Below are 16,369 nucleotides of genomic sequence, written 5' to 3'. Positions count from 1 at the left end.
GCGGAGTCAGCCGGCGCGGGACAGCAGCCGGACCGGGTCGGCGGTCAGTTCCTGCATGATCGAGACGACGCGGGCCGGACCGGTCGGCGGCGCGGCGGCCCGGGCGGGGCGGGACGGCCGGACGCTGCCGGCGCGGTCGACGAGTTCCCGGAGCCGCTCCGGACGCCAGTCGTCGTCCCCGCAGTTGGCGGCCAGCCCCTGGCGGGCCAGCATGTCGGCGAAGTACTCGCGTTCCGGGTCCCCGCCGGGGAAGACCAGCAGCGGCACGCCGGCGTGCACCGCGCTGGCGAGCGTGCCCCGGCCGCCGTGGCAGAGCAGCGCCCTGGCCCGCCCGAGCAGGTTGCGCATCGGCAGCAGCGGCCACGCCTGCACGTTGCCCTGCGGCGACACCCGGGGCGGGGCCGTGTCGGTGCTGCCCGAGGCGATCAGCACGTCGACGTCCGAGCCCTCGAACGCCGCGAGGCAGTGCCGGTAGTACCAGTCGGCGTCCATCGGCGGCCCGCTGGTGTAGGCCAGCAGCCCGCGCTGCCCCGGCCGGGGCCAGTCCACCGGCCCGGTGACGAGGTGCCGGTCCAGGGACGCCGCGGTGAGCTGGCCGACGTACTCGCCGGTGCTGTGCCGCGCGACCAGCGGGTCCATCTCGGGGGCCAGCGGGTAGACCAGGCGGGTGCTCCAGGTGAAGAGCACCTCCGACAGGGACTGGGGCTCCGGTGCCCGGCTGCGGCTCAGCGCCGGCCGGAACGCGGCCAGCGCCCGGGTGTCCACCGGCGCCCAGCTGTCACTGCCCCGCCCGAAGAGACGGTGGTCCGGCCAGGTGACCGGGCTGACCACGGGGATGCCGGCGAGCGACCCGGCGACCACCGTGGTCAGGTCGTAGTCGTGGAAGAGCACCTGCACCCGGCGGGCGCGGAACTCCCGCAACTGCGCGGCCAGGACGGTCTCCACCAGGTCGGGGTCGGCGTACGCGGACCGGGACAGCAGGTCGTCCAGGCGCAGGGCGGTCGTCGCGTCGGGGTACGGCGCGGTCTCCGGCCCGGGGATCGGCACCGCCGGCACGCCCAGCCGGTCCAGCAGGGGCCGGAAGTGTGGGCTGGCGAACAGCACCGGCGTGTGCCCCGCGAGGCGAACCGCCTCGTACACGCTGAGCACGGTGGAGACCGAGCCGAGGCCGTACGACCACACGCCGGGAACCAGGCCGACCCGCATGGTGTCATCCTCCTTCCGGGCACCGCACCGCTGTGGCCGGTGCCCTGCGGCGACTGTAGGAAGCCGGCAACCGCGGCAACAAGGTGGCGACGTCCGCCGTCGGCACAGATGCGCCCTGGGTGCCATCTACCCTGCGCCGAAGGTCGTAGATATCGATCAGGAGCGGGCCTGCGGAGGGTTGCCGTCCCTATCCTGGGCGCGACGGACCGTCACACTCTGGGAGGGACTCATGAGGCAACGCGAGTTGTCCGGCGGCGCGGGGATCCAGGTCAGCCAGCTCTGCCTCGGCGCGATGGCGTTCGGCACCGAAGTGGACGAGGAGACCTCGTTCGCGATCCTGGACCGCTTCGTCGAGGCGGGCGGCACCACCATCGACACCGCCAACTGCTACTCGTTCTGGGTCCCCAACGGGGTCGGCGGCGAGAGCGAGACGGTGCTCGGCCGGTGGCTGTCCCGCCGGGGCGGCCGGGACGGCCTGGTGCTGGCGTCGAAGGTGGGCTCCGGGCCCGGCGCGCACGGCGGGGCCGAGGGGCTCGCCCCGGAGGTGATCCGCACCCAGCTGGCCGGCTCGCTCCAGCGGCTCGGCGTGGACCACCTGGACCTGTACTACTCGCACCGGGAGGACCGCGACACCCCCGACGAGCAGACCCTGGCGACGTTCCACGAGGCGGTGACCGAGGGGAAGGTGCGGACGCTGGGGGCCAGCAACCACGCCGCCTGGCGGCTGGCCGAGACCCGGGCGCTGGCCGAGGCGCGGGGCTGGACGCCGTACACGGCGGTGCAGCAGCGCTACTCGTACCTGCTGCCCCGCCCGGCGACGGCGCTGCCCGAGGGCGGGCACGTGCACGCCAGCGACGAGCTGCTGGACCTCGTCCGCAGCCGGGGGCTGACCATGTTCGCGTACAGCACCCTGCTGTGGGGCTCGTACACCCGGCCGGACAAGCCGCTGCCGGAGCACTACCAGCACCCGGGCACCGAGCGGCGGCTCCAGGCGCTGCGCGAGGTGGCGGACGAGCTGGGCGTCACCGTCAACCAGGTGGTGCTGAGCTGGCTGATCGGCGGGGAGCCGGCGATCGTACCCATCGTCGGGGTCAGCTCGGTGGCCCAGCTCGACGAGGCCCTCGCCGCGGTCGACCTGGACCTCCCGACCGAGCTGCGCAAGCGCCTCGACGAGGCCTGCTGAACCACCCGCGTCGGCGACCGGGCAGGGGATTCCCCTGCCCGGTCGCCGTGTGTCCACGCAGAAACCCCGTCCCGCTCCCCGGGCGGGGGGAGCGGGACGGGGCCGGCCGCTGGCCGCGCGTGCCGGTCAGCCGGTGCCGGTGAGGGAGACGGTGAACCGCTGTCCGAGGTGGTCGGAGAGGCCCTGCGGACCGACCATCCGGTAGTCGTGGGACTGCATCGGGCCGGACACGAACGCCCAGTCCAGCCGCCACCACGGCTTGCTGTCCGGCCAGGACGCCGGGTAGAGAAGGCCGCTGGCCTCGGCCACGTCGGTCATCCCACCGGCGAGGTCGTGCAGTTCGCCCATCGCCGAGGTGGCGTTGAAGTCACCGGCGACGAGCTGCCCGTTCCGGTTGCCCGCCAGGTCGGCCCGCAGCGCCCGGTAGTGGGCCTGCCGGCGATCCTCCTGGGCCCGCATGAACTCGGTGAACTCGGGGTCGGTGGGGTCCATCGAGATGTCGAGCTGCACCGGCACGTGCACGTTGTAGACGGAGAGCACCCGGCCGTCGACGAGCAGATCGGTGCGGAGCACCTTATGCCGGTAGTAGTCGCCGAAGTCCGAGTCCGCCGGCACCCCGTGCCGCACCGGGTCGCCCAGGTACGGCAGCCCGTCCAGGGCCCGCGAGGCCACGATCGGGTAGCGGGACATGGTGAGCAGCTCCCCGACGGCCACCACCTGGTAGTCGGGGAAGAGCCGGCGCAGCTCGGCGACGTGGTCCACCCGGACCGGCCGGTGCCGGTCCAGGTCCCAGCCGACGTATTCCTGGAGGAGGTAGACGTCGGCCTGCTGGGCGGCCAGGTAGTCGTGGAAGCGCTGCGGGTCGGACCCGTCGTACCAGTACTCGGTGTTCCAGGAGAACACCCGGACCGCGCCGGGCGGGGCCGGGGTGGCCCCGCCGGACAGCGCGGCCGGGTTCAGGCCCGACACGTCGAAGCCGACGGCCAGGCAGCACAGCGCGGCGACGGCGAGCCGACCGCGCGCCGGCCGGGCCAGCGGGGCGAAGGCCAGCAACAGCAGCGGTACGGCGACGAAGACCAGCGGCGGCATCAGCTCGACGGGCCGCCACCACCAGTGCCCACCGGTGAGGAGCAGGAACGTCGTGAGGAACACCGCCCAGCAGGCGGTGAGCGCGGCGAGCCAGCGGGCCCGGCGCGGCCACCCCGGCTTGACCGCGGCGTGGCGTTGTGGTGCGGCGGGGGTGGTGACCCCGGGGGTCCCCGGCGCGGCGGTGGCCGCGCCGGGGACGGGGTCGAGCAGGAGGCTCATGCCGTGGTCCCGACCATCGTCGGGGACGACGGGGTGCGGGCGGCCGACCAGTCGGCGTCGTACAGCCGGCGGAAGTCGCGGGACACCAGCCACTGCAGGGCGCCGACCGCGATGCCGGCGGCGATCGCCACGTTGGTACCGAAGGCGACGGCGGTGAACACGGCCAGGAACGGCAGGCCCTTGCGGCGGCGCACGTGCCGGTACATCTCCGCGTCCGCCGACAGCGAGATGCCGAACAGGGCGGCGGTGAGCAGCAGCCAGGCGGGGTGCAGCACGGCCAGCGGCAGGCTGGCGAGCACGCCGAGGGCGGCCACGGTGCCGAAGGAGCGGGCCGGGCTCTCGAAGCCCTTGGCGAAGCGCCGCCGCCGGGCGAACAGCGGCACCCGCAGCCGGGCCCGGCGGTAGAGCTTGTGCAGCAGCGGCCACAGCTCGTCGTCGTCGTCGTGCCAGCCGCGGACCTTGTCGGTGACCATGATCTGGTAACGGGCCGACATCCGCTCGCCGTAGTCGACCTCCTCGGTTTGTCGCAGCCGGGGATTGAACGGGCCGACCTCCTCGAAGACCCGGCGGGGGATCGCGGTCAGCGACGAGAACAGGAAGCTGACCTCGCCGAGGGACGCCATCCGCCAGGAGTACGCCTGGAGCACCCGGCACTCCTCGACGATGCTGTCGCGGATCAGCGGGTCCTCCTCGTAGATGCCGCAGACCGCGCCGTAATCGGGGTGGGCGGCCAGCTCGGCGACCGCCAGCTGCACCGCGTCCGGGCGCAGCGCCACGTCGGAGTCGACGAAGAAGAGGATCTCGCCGCGGGCCGCCGCGGCGCCGGTGTTGCGGGCGACGGCCACCCCGCTGTTACGCGGGGTCTGGAGCACCGTCACCGGCCGCTGGCGGGCCTTGGCGAGCGAGTCGTCGGTGCTGTGGTCGTCGACCACGATCACCTCGATCGGCTGGTAGGTCTGCCCCAGCGCGGCGTCGATGCACCTGCCGATGGAGTTGCCGTAGTTGTAGTTCGGGATGATCACCGAGACCAGCGGGTTCGCGGTCGGGGTCGTCATGGGGCTGTCTCCTCAGGAGGGGGTGGGTGAGGTGGGTCGGGATCGTCAGTGGGCGAGGGCGAGCAGGGCCGGGTGTTGGGTGACGAGCAGGACGCCGCCGATCAGCACGCCCCACAGCAGGGCGTTGACCAGCATCGCCCGGTCCTTCAGCAGCACCCGGGTGGGTTCGCCGCCGTCGCCGTCGACGACCACCACCTGGAGGTAGCGGGCCACCGCGAAGAGTGCGAACGGGGTCGAGCCGACCAGGGCCAGCGCCTGGTACGGGGTGGGGATGGTGGCCTGCACGTGGCCGAGGAAGCCGCTGATCGCGACCGCGGCGCAGAGCACGATCAGCAGGTCCAGGTACTGGACCGAGTAGCCGGCGAGCGAGGGCCGGTGGGCGCTGCCGCCGACGGCCATCTCGTGCCGCCGCTTGCCGAGGATGAGCAGCAGGCAGAGGGAGAAGACGGCGATCAGCAGCCAGCTCGACACGGCGACCCCGGCGGCCAGGTAGCCCTGCACCACCCGGAGCAGGAAGCCACCGGCCACCACGAGCACGTCCAGCAGCGGCAGGTGCTTGAGCCCTCTGCTGTAGGCGACGTTCAGCGTCAGGTAGGCCGCCAGCGGCCACCACGGGAACGCCGGTCCGAACGCCACCGCCGCGACCAGCGCGGTGGCGAGCAGGGCACCGAAGGCGTACGCGGTGGGCACGCTCACCCGCCCGGAGGCGATCGGTCGGTTGCGTTTGGTGGGATGCGCCCGGTCGCGGTGCCGGTCGTAGACGTCGTTCCAGACGTAGACCAGCGCGGAGACCAGGGTGAACAGCAGCACCGCCCAGCTCACCCGGCCGAGGACACCCAGGCCGAGCCGGGGGGTGTCGATCAGCACCAGCGGCACCACCAGCAGGTTCTTCGCCCACTGGTGCGGCCGGATCAGGGTGGTCAGGTCACGCACCAGGTTGCGGTCGGTGGCGCGGGAGCCGGTGGACAGGGCGGCCGTGGGGGCGACCGGAGCGGGCCGGTCGAGGGTCGGCGGGTCGACGAGGACAGTCACGGTTACCTCCGGTGCCGATCAGAAGATGGCCTTGGCCAGGCCGAGGGCGCCCTGCTTCCAGGGGTCCCGGCTGGTCCGGCCGGACGAGGTCGGTGCGGCGGTGCGGTTGTTGGCCCGCCACCAGTCGTAGGTGCGCAGGATGGCGTCGCGGTTGGACAGTCGGGGCGTCCAGCCGAGCACGTCGCGGGCCTTGTCGACGCTGACGTAGGAGTCGGCCCGCAGCTTGTGGATGAGGCGTCCGTAGACCGGGGAGAGCTTCAGCCGCTGCAGCAGCTCCAGCGCGGCGACGGCGGGGCGCACCGGCACCGAGACGACGCGCTTGCCGTGGCCGGCGGCGTCCAGCACCGCCTGGAAGTCCTCCCGCAGGGTGGCGAACTGGTCGGCGGCGATGTTGAACGTGTCGTTGGCGACGTCGTCCGGTGCGTGCAGCACGGTGCGTACCGCGTCGACCAGGTCGTCGATCGCCAGCATCTGGATCCGCACGTCGCCCTTGCCGAGCACCGGGAAGTTGCGGCCCTCCTCGGCCCACTCGAAGAGCATCGAGAACAGCCCCATCCGGCCCGGCCCGAGGAACGTCTTGGGCCGCAGCATCGGCAGCACCATGCCGGCCGCGCGGTACCGCTCGGCGACCTCCTCCGCGCCGGCCTTGGCCCGGCTGTACGGGTCGACCGGCTCGCGCGGGTACTCCTCGGTGGTGGGCACCACGTTCGGCAGGCCGTACACGGCGGTCGAGGAGACGTGCACCACCCGGGCCGTGCCGGCGCGGGCGGCGGCGTCGAGCACCGTCTCCGTGCCGCCCACGATGATCGAGCGGATCTCGTCCTCGGGGTAGCTGGGCAGGGCGGCGGCGGTGTGCACCAGGGCGTCCGCGCCGGCCAGGGCGGCACCGACCTTGGCCCGGTCCCGCACGTCGGCGACCGTGTACTCGACGCCCCGTACCGGCTCGATCGGGTCGCGCACGTCCAGGCCGCGCACCCGCCAGCCGTCGGCGGCCAGCGCCCGCACCAGGTGCCCGCCCAGCATTCCGCTGCCGCCGGTCACCACCACCGTCTTTGCGTTCTGATTCACCACAGCGACGACACCTTCTCCTTGACGAAACGGGTGACCAGCCGGGGCAGGCCCTGGGCGAGGGTCTGGTCCAGGCGGTCGAGGAAGTGCTCCACCTCGGCCGTGCCGGTCACCAGCGACGGGCCGACCACCAGTGGGTTCTTGCCGTTGAGCGTGTAGTACGTGTAGATGTCGTGGTCCCGGTAGAGGGCGCTGATGACCGCGCAGGTGACGAGCTTCGTGCCGAACTGCGGGTCCTTGGCCAGGCCGCTGGGCGCCAGCTTGGTGACCAGGTCCAGCACGCGCGGCGCGTCGAGGAACACCCCCCACAGGGCGCCAGCGCCGCGGACCTCGGCGACCGCGTCCGGGTGCTCCTTGGCGATCCGGGCCAACCCGGGGCCCAGGATCCGCTCGATGTCGCGGGCCCGGGCGGGGAAGTCCTCCTCCACCGCCACGTTGATCGCCTCGATCGCGGTGGCCGTCTCCTCGCCGAAGCCGTAGTAGGTGGTGCTGGTGCTCTGCAGCAGCGCGTCGTTGAAGCTCTCGTACGCCTTGTGGAAGATGGGCCGCCGGGCCACGTACGCGGAGATCGAGGACTTGCCGCCGCCGAAGGACTTCGACGTGGTCACCACGTCCGGGATCAGCCCCGGGTAGCGCATGAAGTAGAACATCGTGCCGGTCTTGCCCCAGCCGGTGTAGATCTCGTCGAAGATGAGCACGATGTCCTCGCGGGTGCACAGCTCACGCAGCCCGCGCAGGAACTCCTCCGAGCACCAGCGCATGGTCGAGGCGCTGAAGGGTTCGATGAGGATCGCGTACACGTCGCACTTGCCCCGGCGGTCCCGGGTCGCGTCGACGGCCGCCTGGACCGCGGCCAGGTCGTCGTACGGGAAGCTCACCACCCCCGGGATGCCGGGGAAGGTGAAGTGGTTCTGCGAGCTGCCGGTTAGGCTGCCCGAACCGAGCAGCTTGCCGTGGAAGCTGATGTCGCTGCGCATGATCGTGTTGCGCTTGCCGCCGTGGTACTTGTAGGCGAGCTTGACCGCGCCCTCCACCGCCTCGGCACCGGAGTTGGGCAGGAAGGACATGTCGAGGTCGCCGGGGAACACGGCGGCCAGGTTGTGCGACAGGGCGGCCAGGTACGGCGAGAAGTAGGTCTTGTGCACCTCCATCCGCCGCTGCTGCTGGAAGCGCTGGCGGGCGGCCAGGATCCGGGGGTGGTTGTGCCCGTGGTTGAGCACCCCGACGCCGCCGGTGAAGTCGAGGATCCGCCGGCCGTCCCGGGTGTGGATCCAGGGGCCCTCGGCGTGGTCGACCAGCTCCCGGCCGAAGCCGAACGAGGTCATCAGGCTGACCTGGCTCTTGTTGACGTGCTTGCGGTAGAGGTCCTGCACCTCGGCGACGGAGAGCTGCTCCGCGTCGTCGATGGTCAGTAGCTCGGTCATGAGGGGTCCTTTCCTCAGCGGGTTTCACGGAGGTGGTGGTGGAGCGGAGGTGGTGGTGGAGCGGAGGTGGTGGTGGAGTCGGGGTGGTTGCGCCCGGCGGGGGTCAGCCGGGGGTCGGGGTGAGCCGGGCGTCCGCCCCGGCGGGTGGGGTGGCGGCGCGACCCCTGGCGGCGAGCCGGTCCGAGACCGCGACCGTGAGCAGCGCCAGGCCCGCCGTGAGCACCTCGGCGAGGGTGCTGAGCACCCGGCTGGCCACCGCTGCGGTGACCGCCGCCGGCAGGGGCAGGACGGTGGACAGGGCCGCGACCACCAGCACCTCCCGCACGCCGGCGCCGTCCGGCACGAAGATGGCGAACGTGCCGGCGGTGGTGGCCAGGGCGAACGCGCCGACCGCCGCCGCCAGGGCGGCGCGAGCGTCCGCGCCGAGCAGCGCCGCGACGACCCACAGGTGCACCCCCGAGAGCACCCAGGACAGGGTCTGCCACCCGATCGAGCGTCGGACCTCGGCGGGCCGGTGCAGCGGTGCCGGCTGGGGCCGGCGGGCGACCCGGGCGGCCAGCCGGACCAGGGTGTCGAGCAGCCCGGGCCGGACGGCCAGCACCACCAGCAGGGCCACCGGCAGGAGCAGCCAGGCCAGCCCGGCGCCGGTGCCGAGCACGGCCGGGGCCACCAGGAGCCCCACCGCGCCGCCGGTCAGCAGCACCACGACCAGGTTCACCAGGTAGGTGCCGGCCATCCGGCCCCGGCTGACCCCGGCGGCGTCGCCGAGCCGGAGCTGGGCCAGCAGGCCCCACAGCCGGCCCGGGACGAACTTGCCGAGGAACCCGACGAAGAACATCCGTACGCCGGTGCGGGACGGCACCTCCGCACCCACCGAGGCCAGCGTCAGCGTCCAGGCCCGCATGCCGCAGAGCAGGCCGGCCCCGGTGACCAGCAGCGCAGCCAGCAGCCATCCGGCGGTGTCCGGCCGCAGCAGCCGGCCAAGCGTCGACCAGTCCTGCCCGCGCAGGGCCACTGCGACGCCGCCGAGCACCGCGACCACGAAGACCGCCGTGAGCGCCGTGCGCCACAACCGCCGCCGGCCCATCACCGACCCGCCGCGAGGGGCAGGGGGCGGGGGCTGCCGGTGCCGCGCAGCCGGGCGACCAGGCCGGCCGCCGCGCCGACCACGATGGCGAGCTGGGCCACCAGGTGTACGCCGACGAACCAGGCCAGGAAGGCCGTGCCGCGCTCGCGCCGGACGAACGGCAGCAGCCCCGGGTCGGCGAGCAGGAAGAGCCCGAAGCAGGCCAGCGGCACGGCGAGCAGCGCCGGGTGCAGCAACCCCAGCGGCAGGGTGGCCAGCACCAGCGGGGCGGCCAGCACGCCGAGGGCGGGATTGACCGCGACGCTGCCGGCACGCATGCGGTGCGCCCCGGCGAACGCCGCCAGCGGCAGCGACCGGCGGTACTGCTCGCGCAGCATGTCCCCGAACCGGGCGCAGTCGTCGTGCCGGCCGACCACCGTGTCGGTGAGCCTGATGCCGGTGACCCGGGCGAGCCGTTCGCTGTACTCGACGTCCTCGGCGTCGCGCAGCTCCTCGTGGAACGGGCCGGCGGCGAGGAACGCGGACCGCCGCACCGCGGCCAGCGCGAAGATCGCCGTGTTGACCCGGCCCACGCTGCGCCGTCGCCACCAGTGCGCGTGCAGCACCTTGTAGTGCTCGATCGGCCCGTCGTCGTAGAGCGGCTGGGTGTCGTAGGTGCCGTGCACGCAGCCGCAGGTGGGGTCGGCGGCGAGCACCGCCAGGGCGTTGGCGATCGCGTCGGCGCGCAGCGCCACGTCGGAGTCGACGAAGAAGAGGATGTCGCCGGTGGCCGCCCGTGCGCCGATGTTGCGGGCCGCCGACACGCCCCGGTTGCCTCCGCCGTCGACCACCCGGCACGGGTACCGGGCCGCGATGTCGCGGGACCGGTCGGTGGAACCGTCGTCGACGACGATGACCTCGTACGGCCGGTGGGTCTGCGCGAACACGGCGTCCAGGCACGCACCGAGCGTCTTCTCGTAGTTGTAGTTCGGTATGACGACCGAAACTCTCTGCCCATCAGCGGCCATTCGGCCTCTCCCCCTCACTCCCGACGCCGTGGTCGACGTCGATGAATACCGGTGCCAACGACGTTAGGGACGTCGATTCCTCCGGCCAAGGTGGCGCATCCTCATTCGGGCGGGATTTCCTCAAAGGTGGAAGGTGCATCTACGACCATCAGCGCATGGGCTTTCTCGGCAGTGGGAAATCGGCAGAGAAAAAGGGCGCCCCGCACGTCTGGCACGACGTGCGGAACGCCCTCGGACAGGGACGGTGCGGCTGGTCTCAGTTGCGGTGCGCGGTGTACAGCAGGATCGGGGGGCAGTCGTCGGCCACCGCCAGCAGGTTTCGCCGGACGCGGTGCAGGGCCTGCCGGAACCGGCTGCCCAGCGAGCTGCGGGCGGGCGGCGCCGGGTCCGTCACCGGCGGGCCGGCCGAGAGCCGGTCACCGGCGGCCCGGGGCGGTGCGGACGGGATCGGGGCCGGGTGCTCCAGCGGGATCGTGATGGTCATGCTGCTCCCTCCATGGGTGTGCGGTCGGTCCTTGCAGGGGTCACACCTGCGCCAGCCGGCTCTGGGCGAGCTCGTCCCAGCGCAGCGCCGCCGCCGTGATGCCGAGCTGGCGGTGGCAGTCGGCCAGGACGGTGAAGGCCGCCGGGTCGTACGGGTCCACCTCCAACGCCCGGCGGTTCCAGCGGATCGCGGCCCACCAGTCCCCGGACTCCAGGGCCAGGTCGCTGAGGAGCCGCAGGGCGTGCAGGGCGCGGACGCGGCACCACTCCCGCTCGGCCACCGCCCACTCCGCGTCCTGCGTGGGCAGCAGGTCGCCCCGGTAGACCTCCACCGCGCGCCGCAGGTGCCCGGCGGCCAGCACCCGGTCGCCGGTGGCGACCGCGGCGGTGGCGGCGGCGATCCGGCGTTCGAAGGTGGCCACGTCGATCCGGAGCTGGTCGGCCTCGAGCAGGTAGCCGCCGTCCACCGAGGCGATCCGCACCGCGGCGTGCCGCTCGCCCGTCGCGCAGAGGGCGCGCCGGGCCCCGTGCACCGCGGCCTTCACCGAGGTGGCGCCGGCCGACGGGGGCAGGTGCGGCCACAGCGCCGAGCGGAGGGTGTCCCGGCTGACCGGTCGGCCCCGGTGCAGCAGCAGGTATTGCACGAGCGCCTGGGACTTGCCGGCCCGCCAGTTGGTGACGGTGCGACCGTCGATGGTGATCCGGAATCCGCCGAGCAGTTCGGCGCTCGACGTGACTGCGATGTCTGACATAGTGTTCCACCACGCTCTGTCGTTCACGGGCTGTGGGTGCCCTGCCGACCGTAAATTGCCTGCGCGGTGGTGGCCAAGGTGGCGTAATCAATGTGGCGACGGAAGTAGCATTAGGTGGTAGGTGCCCTGCTACCTACGTCGTAGGCGTAAGTTAGTGACTCGGGTGAACCGGGTAACGCGTTTCCCGCCCACCATATTCACATGACCTACCACTCGGTTATTCGGTTCGACCGGTACTCCCGGTCCGTCGGTGTCGTACGGCCGTCGTCGGTGGCGGTCGCGGAAGGCTGCCGGCACGTGGCGGCGAGCTGGCGGGAGGCCCGCCCCGTCGTCCAGGTCGTCTTCCAGTTGCGCTTCCTCGCGGGCGCGGCCGTGGCCGCCCCGCAGGCGGTGCTGACCCGGCCCGGGTCGCTGCTGGTCGGCGCGTTCGCCTGGCTCTGCGCGACCTGGTTCGTCTACCTGCTGAACGGGCTCTCCGACCAGGTCGAGGACCGGCGCAACGGCTCGCCGCGCCCGCTCGCCACCGGGGCGCTCCCCGTCGGCGTCGCCCGGCGGATCGTGGTGGCCCTGGCCGGGCTCGCCCTGGTGTCGGCAGCGGCGGTCTCGGCGCGCCTGGCCGGGCTGGTGGCGCTGATGCTGGCCCTCGGCTGGCTCTACTCTGCCGGTCCCCGGCCGCAGAAGGGCAACATGTTCGGCTTCGTGCTGGTGGTCGCCTCGGGTGGGATCGTCACCTACCTGGCCGGGGCCGCCGCGTCCGGCGGCCCGGTGGGTCCCGAACTGGTGGTGCTGTCGGTGGCGATGTCGCTGTGGATGGCGCTGGGCGGCACCACCAAGGACCTCTCCGATGTGGCCGGTGACCGGGCGGCCGGCCGGCGCACCCTGCCGGTGCTGCTGGGCGACCGGCCCGCCCGCCGGTTGATGGCCGTCCTGGTGGTGATGGCCGGCGGCGTGCTGCTGACGGGTGCCCTGGTGCTGACTCCGGTGCTGCTCCTGCCGGCGGTGGTGCTGGCCATCGGCGCGACGGGGGTGGTCGGTTGCCTGCTCACCGGGGCCGGCGCCACCGGACGGTGGCTCCAGCGCCGCCCGTACCGGCTCTTCATGGTCAGCCAGTACGCCGTGCACCTGAGCGTGCTGGGGCTGTTCCCCGGCTGACGACGGGCCGGGCGACGGGCCGCCAGTGTCGTCAGTGGACGGTTATCTTCGTCACTGTCAGCCGAGGGTCTACGCTCCGCTACAGGCGCGCTACCGTGGTAGCCTCTGGCGAGACAGCGGGGGGGTCCGTGGCGAATCCGTACGCGATGCAGCCCGTGGCCGAGGCCGAACTGTCCTCGATGGCGCGCGAGATCGTCGAAGCGTTTCAACGCTCACTGCGTCAGCAGGAGAGTGACCTGGCCAATGGTCCCGACGTCCTGGCGCAGCTCGCGGCCCAGGTGCAGGCGGTGCTCAGCGATGTCGCGGCCCGGGTGTCCATGACGGATGCGCCACCGATGGACCTGGTCGGCGAGGCTCGGCTGTTCGCCGTCGACATCGGCGCCGACCGGGCCCGGCGCGGGATCCACCCGGTCCAGTCGCTCCGCGCCGCGACCACCCTCTTCGAGGTGATGCTGCCGATCATCACGCGCGGTCTGCCGGCCACGGACAGCGCCGGGGCGTTGCGACTCAGCCGCGCGCTGCACGAGGCGATCATGGCCCGGGTCGCGCTGGCCTCGCTGTCGTACGTGGGCTTCCTCATGGAGAAGCTGCAGGCGTCCCGGCAGGAGGAGCGCACCCGGATCGCCCGCGAGCTGCACGACCGGGTCCTGCACGAGATGGGCCTCACCCTGCACCGGCTCGACCTGCACCGGCACTACGCCGACCGTGACCCGGAACAGGCCCGCGCGAAGATCGACTCGGCCATCGAGTCGCTCGACGAGGCGGTCCGCACGGTGCGCGGCCTCTCCGCCGAGCTCCGTCGCTCGGTGGGCGAATACGGCCTGGAACGCACCCTGCGCGGCTATCTGGAGGCCAACGTGCCGCCTCCGATGCAGTTCTCGCTGGTGACCAACGGCGATCTCAAGGTGCTCCCGCCGGACGTGCTGGAGGAGCTCTACCTGATCCTGCGGGAGGCCGCCCGCAACGCGTTGCGGCACGCCGCGCCGAGCCGGGTGGACATCGCGGTGGACGTGGGAGACAACGCGGTGGCCGCCACGGTCGTCGACGACGGGTGCGGCTTCGACACGACAGATCCGGACCGTGCCCGGGGCGGCCTGCCGTCGATGTTCGAGCGGGCCCAGTTGCTGCACGGGCAGGTCGAGCTGATCAGCGCGCCGGGTCAGGGCACCCGGGTCGAGGTGCGGATCCCGTTCGCCGAGGCGGGCCTGTGACCGACACGGACCGGTCCCAGATCCGGGTGTGCCTGGCCGACGACCACACCCTGCTGCGCGACGGCATCAAGGAGATGCTCTCCACCGAGCCGGAGTTCGCGGTGGTCGGTGAGGCGTCCTCCGGCCCGGAGGCGCTGGCCCTCGTGATGCGGCTGCGCCCGGACGTGCTGCTGCTCGACGTGGAGATGCCGGGACCGGGCGCGGCGGCGGTGATCCGACAGGCCCGACGGGTGGCACCGGAGACCCGGGTGATCGTGTTGACCATGCACGACGACCCGGACATGGTGCACGATCTGCTGGAGGCCGGCGCCGTGGCATACCTGCTCAAGACGATCCTGCGGGACGACCTGGTCGCCGCGGTGCGCTCGGTGGTCCGCCGGCCCACGCAGAGCGTCCTGCTGGCGGTCTCCCGCGAGACGGTGGAGCGGCTGGACCGGCAGAAGCCGCGGACGAACGGCACGCCGTTGACCTCGCGGGAGCTGGAGGTCCTCCGGCTCACCGCGGAGGCGATGAGCAACGCGCAGATCGCCAGCCGGCTCTTCATCACCGAGGCCACGGTCAAGCGGCACCTCACCAACATCTACGCCAAGCTGCAGGCGGTGTCCCGGGTGGACGCGATCCGCAAGGCGACCGCCGCCCGGCTGATCAAGCCGATGGACGACCGGCCCAGCGCCCGCTGACGACCCACGCGGCGCGCACCGTGAGGCATGACCGGGCCGTGACCGGCGTCGCCTAGGTTGGTTCGGTCGGATGTCGTCGAGGTTTCGCCCGGTGTTCTCCCGGCCTCGCGCCGGCGGGATGTATGCCGGGCCAGTCTCCGGAACTGGGAGCGCCGCATGTCTGGGTGGAGGGAGTCCCGCTACTTTCAACTGGTGGTCAGCCAGGCCCGGGATTTCGCGGTCTGGCCCATCGGTCGACGGCCGCCCGCGGGGTGGCGGGCCATGCCGTTCGCCGGCACCATCCAGGCCTGTGGCCGGCAGGTGGCGGAGCTGACCGGCGTAACGCGGGCCAACGACCCGACCCGCTCCCTCGCGACCGACATCAGCCTCGTCGGTCTGCTCCGCAAGGCTGCGGGGGAGCAGCCCGACGCGCCGGCGCTGTGCGTCGGCGACCTGCGGCTGTCCTACCGACGACTGTGGGAGTCGATCGACGACGTCGCCGACCGGCTGGTCGCGGCCGGGGCGGGCCCCGGCCGGCGGGTCGCCGTCGTCGGCGAACGCGCCGAGGACCTGGTCGCGGCGGCCCTCGCGGTGCTGGCCACCGGAGCCAGTTGTGTCCTGTGTGTCGGCAGTCGCCCGGACGCGGCGGTGCGGGAGGCGCAGCCGGAGCTGGTGCTGACCCCGGCGGGGGCGGCGACGCCCGGCGGGTGGCCGGTGGTCCGGCAGCGCTGGCGGAGCGTGACCGGGGCGTTCTGGCAGGCCAACGGCCGCACCGAGGAGTCGCTGGCCGTGCCGGCGGGGGACGAGCCCGGGCCGTCCCTGGTGGTGCCGCTGGCCGACGGCGCGGTGGGTGTGGTGTGGCGTGGTTCGCAGCTGAGCTGGCTGGCCGGCGCCTGTGGTCTGCCGCCGTCGGGCCACGGGGACCGGGTGAGCGTGCCGGCGTCGGCGGGCCCGCTGGTGGGCGTGGTGGCGGCGACGCGCGCGCTGCTCACCGGCGCGGAACTGCTCCTGCCGGCGGCGCAGGCGCCGGGCGCGGGTGCCCGGGACGACGAGACGGCGGGGCCGGCACGGTGGTCGCTGCGGATCGACCGGAACGCCGGCCGGGCCGACGAGATGGAACTGTTCGGCTTCGCCGAGACCTCGATGATGGCGGCGGTGGTGCCGGGGGGCGAGGTGCTGACGCCGTTGCCGCAGCACCGGTGGCACGTTCTCGACGCCGGCTTCGGGCCCGTGCCGGCGGGGGAGGTCGGGGAGCTGTTCCTGGCCGGCCCGATGCTGGCCGTCGGGTACCTCGACCGGCCGGAGCTGACCCTGGCCCGTTTCCTGCCCGATCCGCTGGGCGCGCCCGAAGGCAGCCGGATGTTCCGGACCGGGTGCCGGGCGCGGTGTCTGCCGGGGCACGGGTTCGCGCTCGTCGAGGGGGAGGACTGAGCGTACGGGGTTGTCGGGGCCGCAACCTGCCGGACATGGCATTGACATATCTCACTCGATGGTTCTAGGGTCTTGCCGAATCGGTTCGACGCCAGCGGACGGTCCGGGCTGCGTCCGGCTCCGTGCGGTACGGATGCCGTCGACGATTCGAAGACCATCCGGTCCTGCATGGGCAGCGAGACCGGAGATGGAGCCTGCGGAGGCGGAGCCGGGCACCGCGGGCACGTCGTGCGCCTCTCCCGGTGTCTCCCCAGCGGTGTGCGCCATCAGGAGCGGCCGGCAGGGGAGCGCCGTGGACCCCCGCACCTGAA

Annotated in this window: 15 protein-coding genes; 5 read left to right on the top strand and 10 right to left on the bottom strand. The window is 73.0% G+C overall.

Features of this window, described 5'->3' with window-relative positions; translation table 11 throughout:
* Nucleotides 1-6: 6 nt before the first annotated feature.
* On the bottom strand, nt 7-1,206 hold the full coding sequence (locus LPA42_RS08845; RefSeq protein ID WP_077936348.1) for a nucleotide disphospho-sugar-binding domain-containing protein: 1,200 nt from the start codon (nt 1,204-1,206) through the stop codon (nt 7-9).
* A gap of 229 nt (nt 1,207-1,435) precedes the next feature.
* Between LPA42_RS08845 and LPA42_RS08840 the strand changes: the two genes are divergently transcribed.
* Nucleotides 1,436-2,389 (top strand): aldo/keto reductase, encoded by a 954-nt coding sequence (locus tag LPA42_RS08840; RefSeq protein ID WP_077936349.1) that lies wholly within the window; start codon nt 1,436-1,438, stop codon nt 2,387-2,389.
* Between the two features lie 126 nt (nt 2,390-2,515).
* Here the strand turns inward: LPA42_RS08840 and LPA42_RS08835 are convergent, their stop codons facing one another.
* The 9 genes from LPA42_RS08835 to LPA42_RS08795 all read right to left on the bottom strand — a co-directional run bounded on the left by LPA42_RS08835 (nt 2,516) and on the right by LPA42_RS08795 (nt 11,605).
* Nucleotides 2,516-3,697, bottom strand: a complete 1,182-nt coding sequence (locus tag LPA42_RS08835) for an endonuclease/exonuclease/phosphatase family protein (RefSeq protein WP_077936350.1) — start codon at nt 3,695-3,697, stop codon at nt 2,516-2,518.
* Nucleotides 3,694-4,752, bottom strand: a complete 1,059-nt coding sequence (locus LPA42_RS08830) for a glycosyltransferase family 2 protein (protein WP_077936351.1) — start codon at nt 4,750-4,752, stop codon at nt 3,694-3,696. Before LPA42_RS08830 ends, LPA42_RS08835 begins: the two co-directional genes overlap by 4 nt.
* 45 nt (nt 4,753-4,797) lie before the next feature.
* Entirely contained in the window at nt 4,798-5,784 is a 987-nt protein-coding gene (locus LPA42_RS08825; protein WP_198956459.1) for a UbiA prenyltransferase family protein, read from the bottom strand.
* An 18-nt stretch (nt 5,785-5,802) separates the two neighbouring features.
* On the bottom strand, nt 5,803-6,852 hold the full coding sequence (locus LPA42_RS08820) for an NAD(P)-dependent oxidoreductase (protein WP_077936356.1): 1,050 nt from the start codon (nt 6,850-6,852) through the stop codon (nt 5,803-5,805).
* Nucleotides 6,849-8,177 (bottom strand): aspartate aminotransferase family protein, encoded by a 1,329-nt coding sequence (locus LPA42_RS08815; RefSeq protein ID WP_198956460.1) that lies wholly within the window; start codon nt 8,175-8,177, stop codon nt 6,849-6,851. Before LPA42_RS08815 ends, LPA42_RS08820 begins: the two co-directional genes overlap by 4 nt.
* Before the next feature lie 202 nt (nt 8,178-8,379).
* Nucleotides 8,380-9,363 carry a lysylphosphatidylglycerol synthase domain-containing protein gene (locus LPA42_RS08810; RefSeq protein ID WP_228986474.1) on the bottom strand — a complete coding sequence of 328 codons (984 nt, stop codon included), beginning with the start codon at nt 9,361-9,363 and terminating at the stop codon, nt 8,380-8,382.
* Entirely contained in the window at nt 9,363-10,370 is a 1,008-nt protein-coding gene (locus LPA42_RS08805) for a glycosyltransferase family 2 protein (protein ID WP_043962045.1), read from the bottom strand. Before LPA42_RS08805 ends, LPA42_RS08810 begins: the two co-directional genes overlap by 1 nt.
* Nucleotides 10,371-10,626: 256 nt before the next feature.
* On the bottom strand, nt 10,627-10,854 hold the full coding sequence (locus tag LPA42_RS08800; RefSeq protein ID WP_043962046.1) for a hypothetical protein: 228 nt from the start codon (nt 10,852-10,854) through the stop codon (nt 10,627-10,629).
* A gap of 40 nt (nt 10,855-10,894) precedes the next feature.
* Nucleotides 10,895-11,605, bottom strand: a complete 711-nt coding sequence (locus tag LPA42_RS08795; protein ID WP_077936357.1) for a BTAD domain-containing putative transcriptional regulator — start codon at nt 11,603-11,605, stop codon at nt 10,895-10,897.
* A gap of 201 nt (nt 11,606-11,806) precedes the next feature.
* On the opposite strand from LPA42_RS08795, the gene LPA42_RS08790 reads away from it, so the two are divergent.
* The 4 genes from LPA42_RS08790 to LPA42_RS08775 all read left to right on the top strand — a co-directional run bounded on the left by LPA42_RS08790 (nt 11,807) and on the right by LPA42_RS08775 (nt 16,058).
* Nucleotides 11,807-12,757 carry a UbiA family prenyltransferase gene (locus LPA42_RS08790; RefSeq protein WP_077936358.1) on the top strand — a complete coding sequence of 317 codons (951 nt, stop codon included), beginning with the start codon at nt 11,807-11,809 and terminating at the stop codon, nt 12,755-12,757.
* Between the two features lie 128 nt (nt 12,758-12,885).
* Nucleotides 12,886-13,968 (top strand): sensor histidine kinase, encoded by a 1,083-nt coding sequence (locus LPA42_RS34390; protein WP_144082556.1) that lies wholly within the window; start codon nt 12,886-12,888, stop codon nt 13,966-13,968.
* Nucleotides 13,965-14,648, top strand: a complete 684-nt coding sequence (locus tag LPA42_RS08780) for a response regulator transcription factor (RefSeq protein WP_077936360.1) — start codon at nt 13,965-13,967, stop codon at nt 14,646-14,648. Before LPA42_RS34390 ends, LPA42_RS08780 begins: the two co-directional genes overlap by 4 nt.
* Nucleotides 14,649-14,804: 156 nt before the next feature.
* The gene (locus LPA42_RS08775) at nt 14,805-16,058 is read left to right on the top strand and encodes an AMP-binding protein (RefSeq protein ID WP_077936361.1); all 1,254 of its coding nucleotides are present in this window, start codon (nt 14,805-14,807) and stop codon (nt 16,056-16,058) included.
* Nucleotides 16,059-16,369 lie beyond the last annotated feature (311 nt).

The organism is Micromonospora sp. DH13, assembly GCF_020873825.1.
In the GTDB taxonomy this organism is placed as follows: Bacteria; Actinomycetota; Actinomycetes; order Mycobacteriales; family Micromonosporaceae; genus Micromonospora; species Micromonospora haikouensis.
Note: the sequence above shows the minus strand (reverse complement) of the source record. Positions and strands in the feature narration are given on the sequence as shown.

Coding starts and splice junctions, on each gene's coding strand:
- LPA42_RS08815 (WP_198956460.1), bottom strand. CDS start 8,177: ATGACCTCGTTCGGCTTCGGCCGGGAGCTGGTCGACCACGCCGAGGGC.
- LPA42_RS08795 (WP_077936357.1), bottom strand. CDS start 11,605: ATGTCAGACATCGCAGTCACGTCGAGCGCCGAACTGCTCGGCGGATTC.
- LPA42_RS08840 (WP_077936349.1), top strand. CDS start 1,436: ATGAGGCAACGCGAGTTGTCCGGCGGCGCGGGGATCCAGGTCAGCCAG.
- LPA42_RS08775 (WP_077936361.1), top strand. CDS start 14,805: ATGTCTGGGTGGAGGGAGTCCCGCTACTTTCAACTGGTGGTCAGCCAG.
- LPA42_RS08790 (WP_077936358.1), top strand. CDS start 11,807: ATGACCTACCACTCGGTTATTCGGTTCGACCGGTACTCCCGGTCCGTC.
- LPA42_RS08830 (WP_077936351.1), bottom strand. CDS start 4,752: ATGACGACCCCGACCGCGAACCCGCTGGTCTCGGTGATCATCCCGAAC.
- LPA42_RS08800 (WP_043962046.1), bottom strand. CDS start 10,854: ATGACCATCACGATCCCGCTGGAGCACCCGGCCCCGATCCCGTCCGCA.
- LPA42_RS08805 (WP_043962045.1), bottom strand. CDS start 10,370: ATGGCCGCTGATGGGCAGAGAGTTTCGGTCGTCATACCGAACTACAAC.
- LPA42_RS08835 (WP_077936350.1), bottom strand. CDS start 3,697: ATGAGCCTCCTGCTCGACCCCGTCCCCGGCGCGGCCACCGCCGCGCCG.
- LPA42_RS08810 (WP_228986474.1), bottom strand. CDS start 9,363: ATGGGCCGGCGGCGGTTGTGGCGCACGGCGCTCACGGCGGTCTTCGTG.
- LPA42_RS08845 (WP_077936348.1), bottom strand. CDS start 1,206: ATGCGGGTCGGCCTGGTTCCCGGCGTGTGGTCGTACGGCCTCGGCTCG.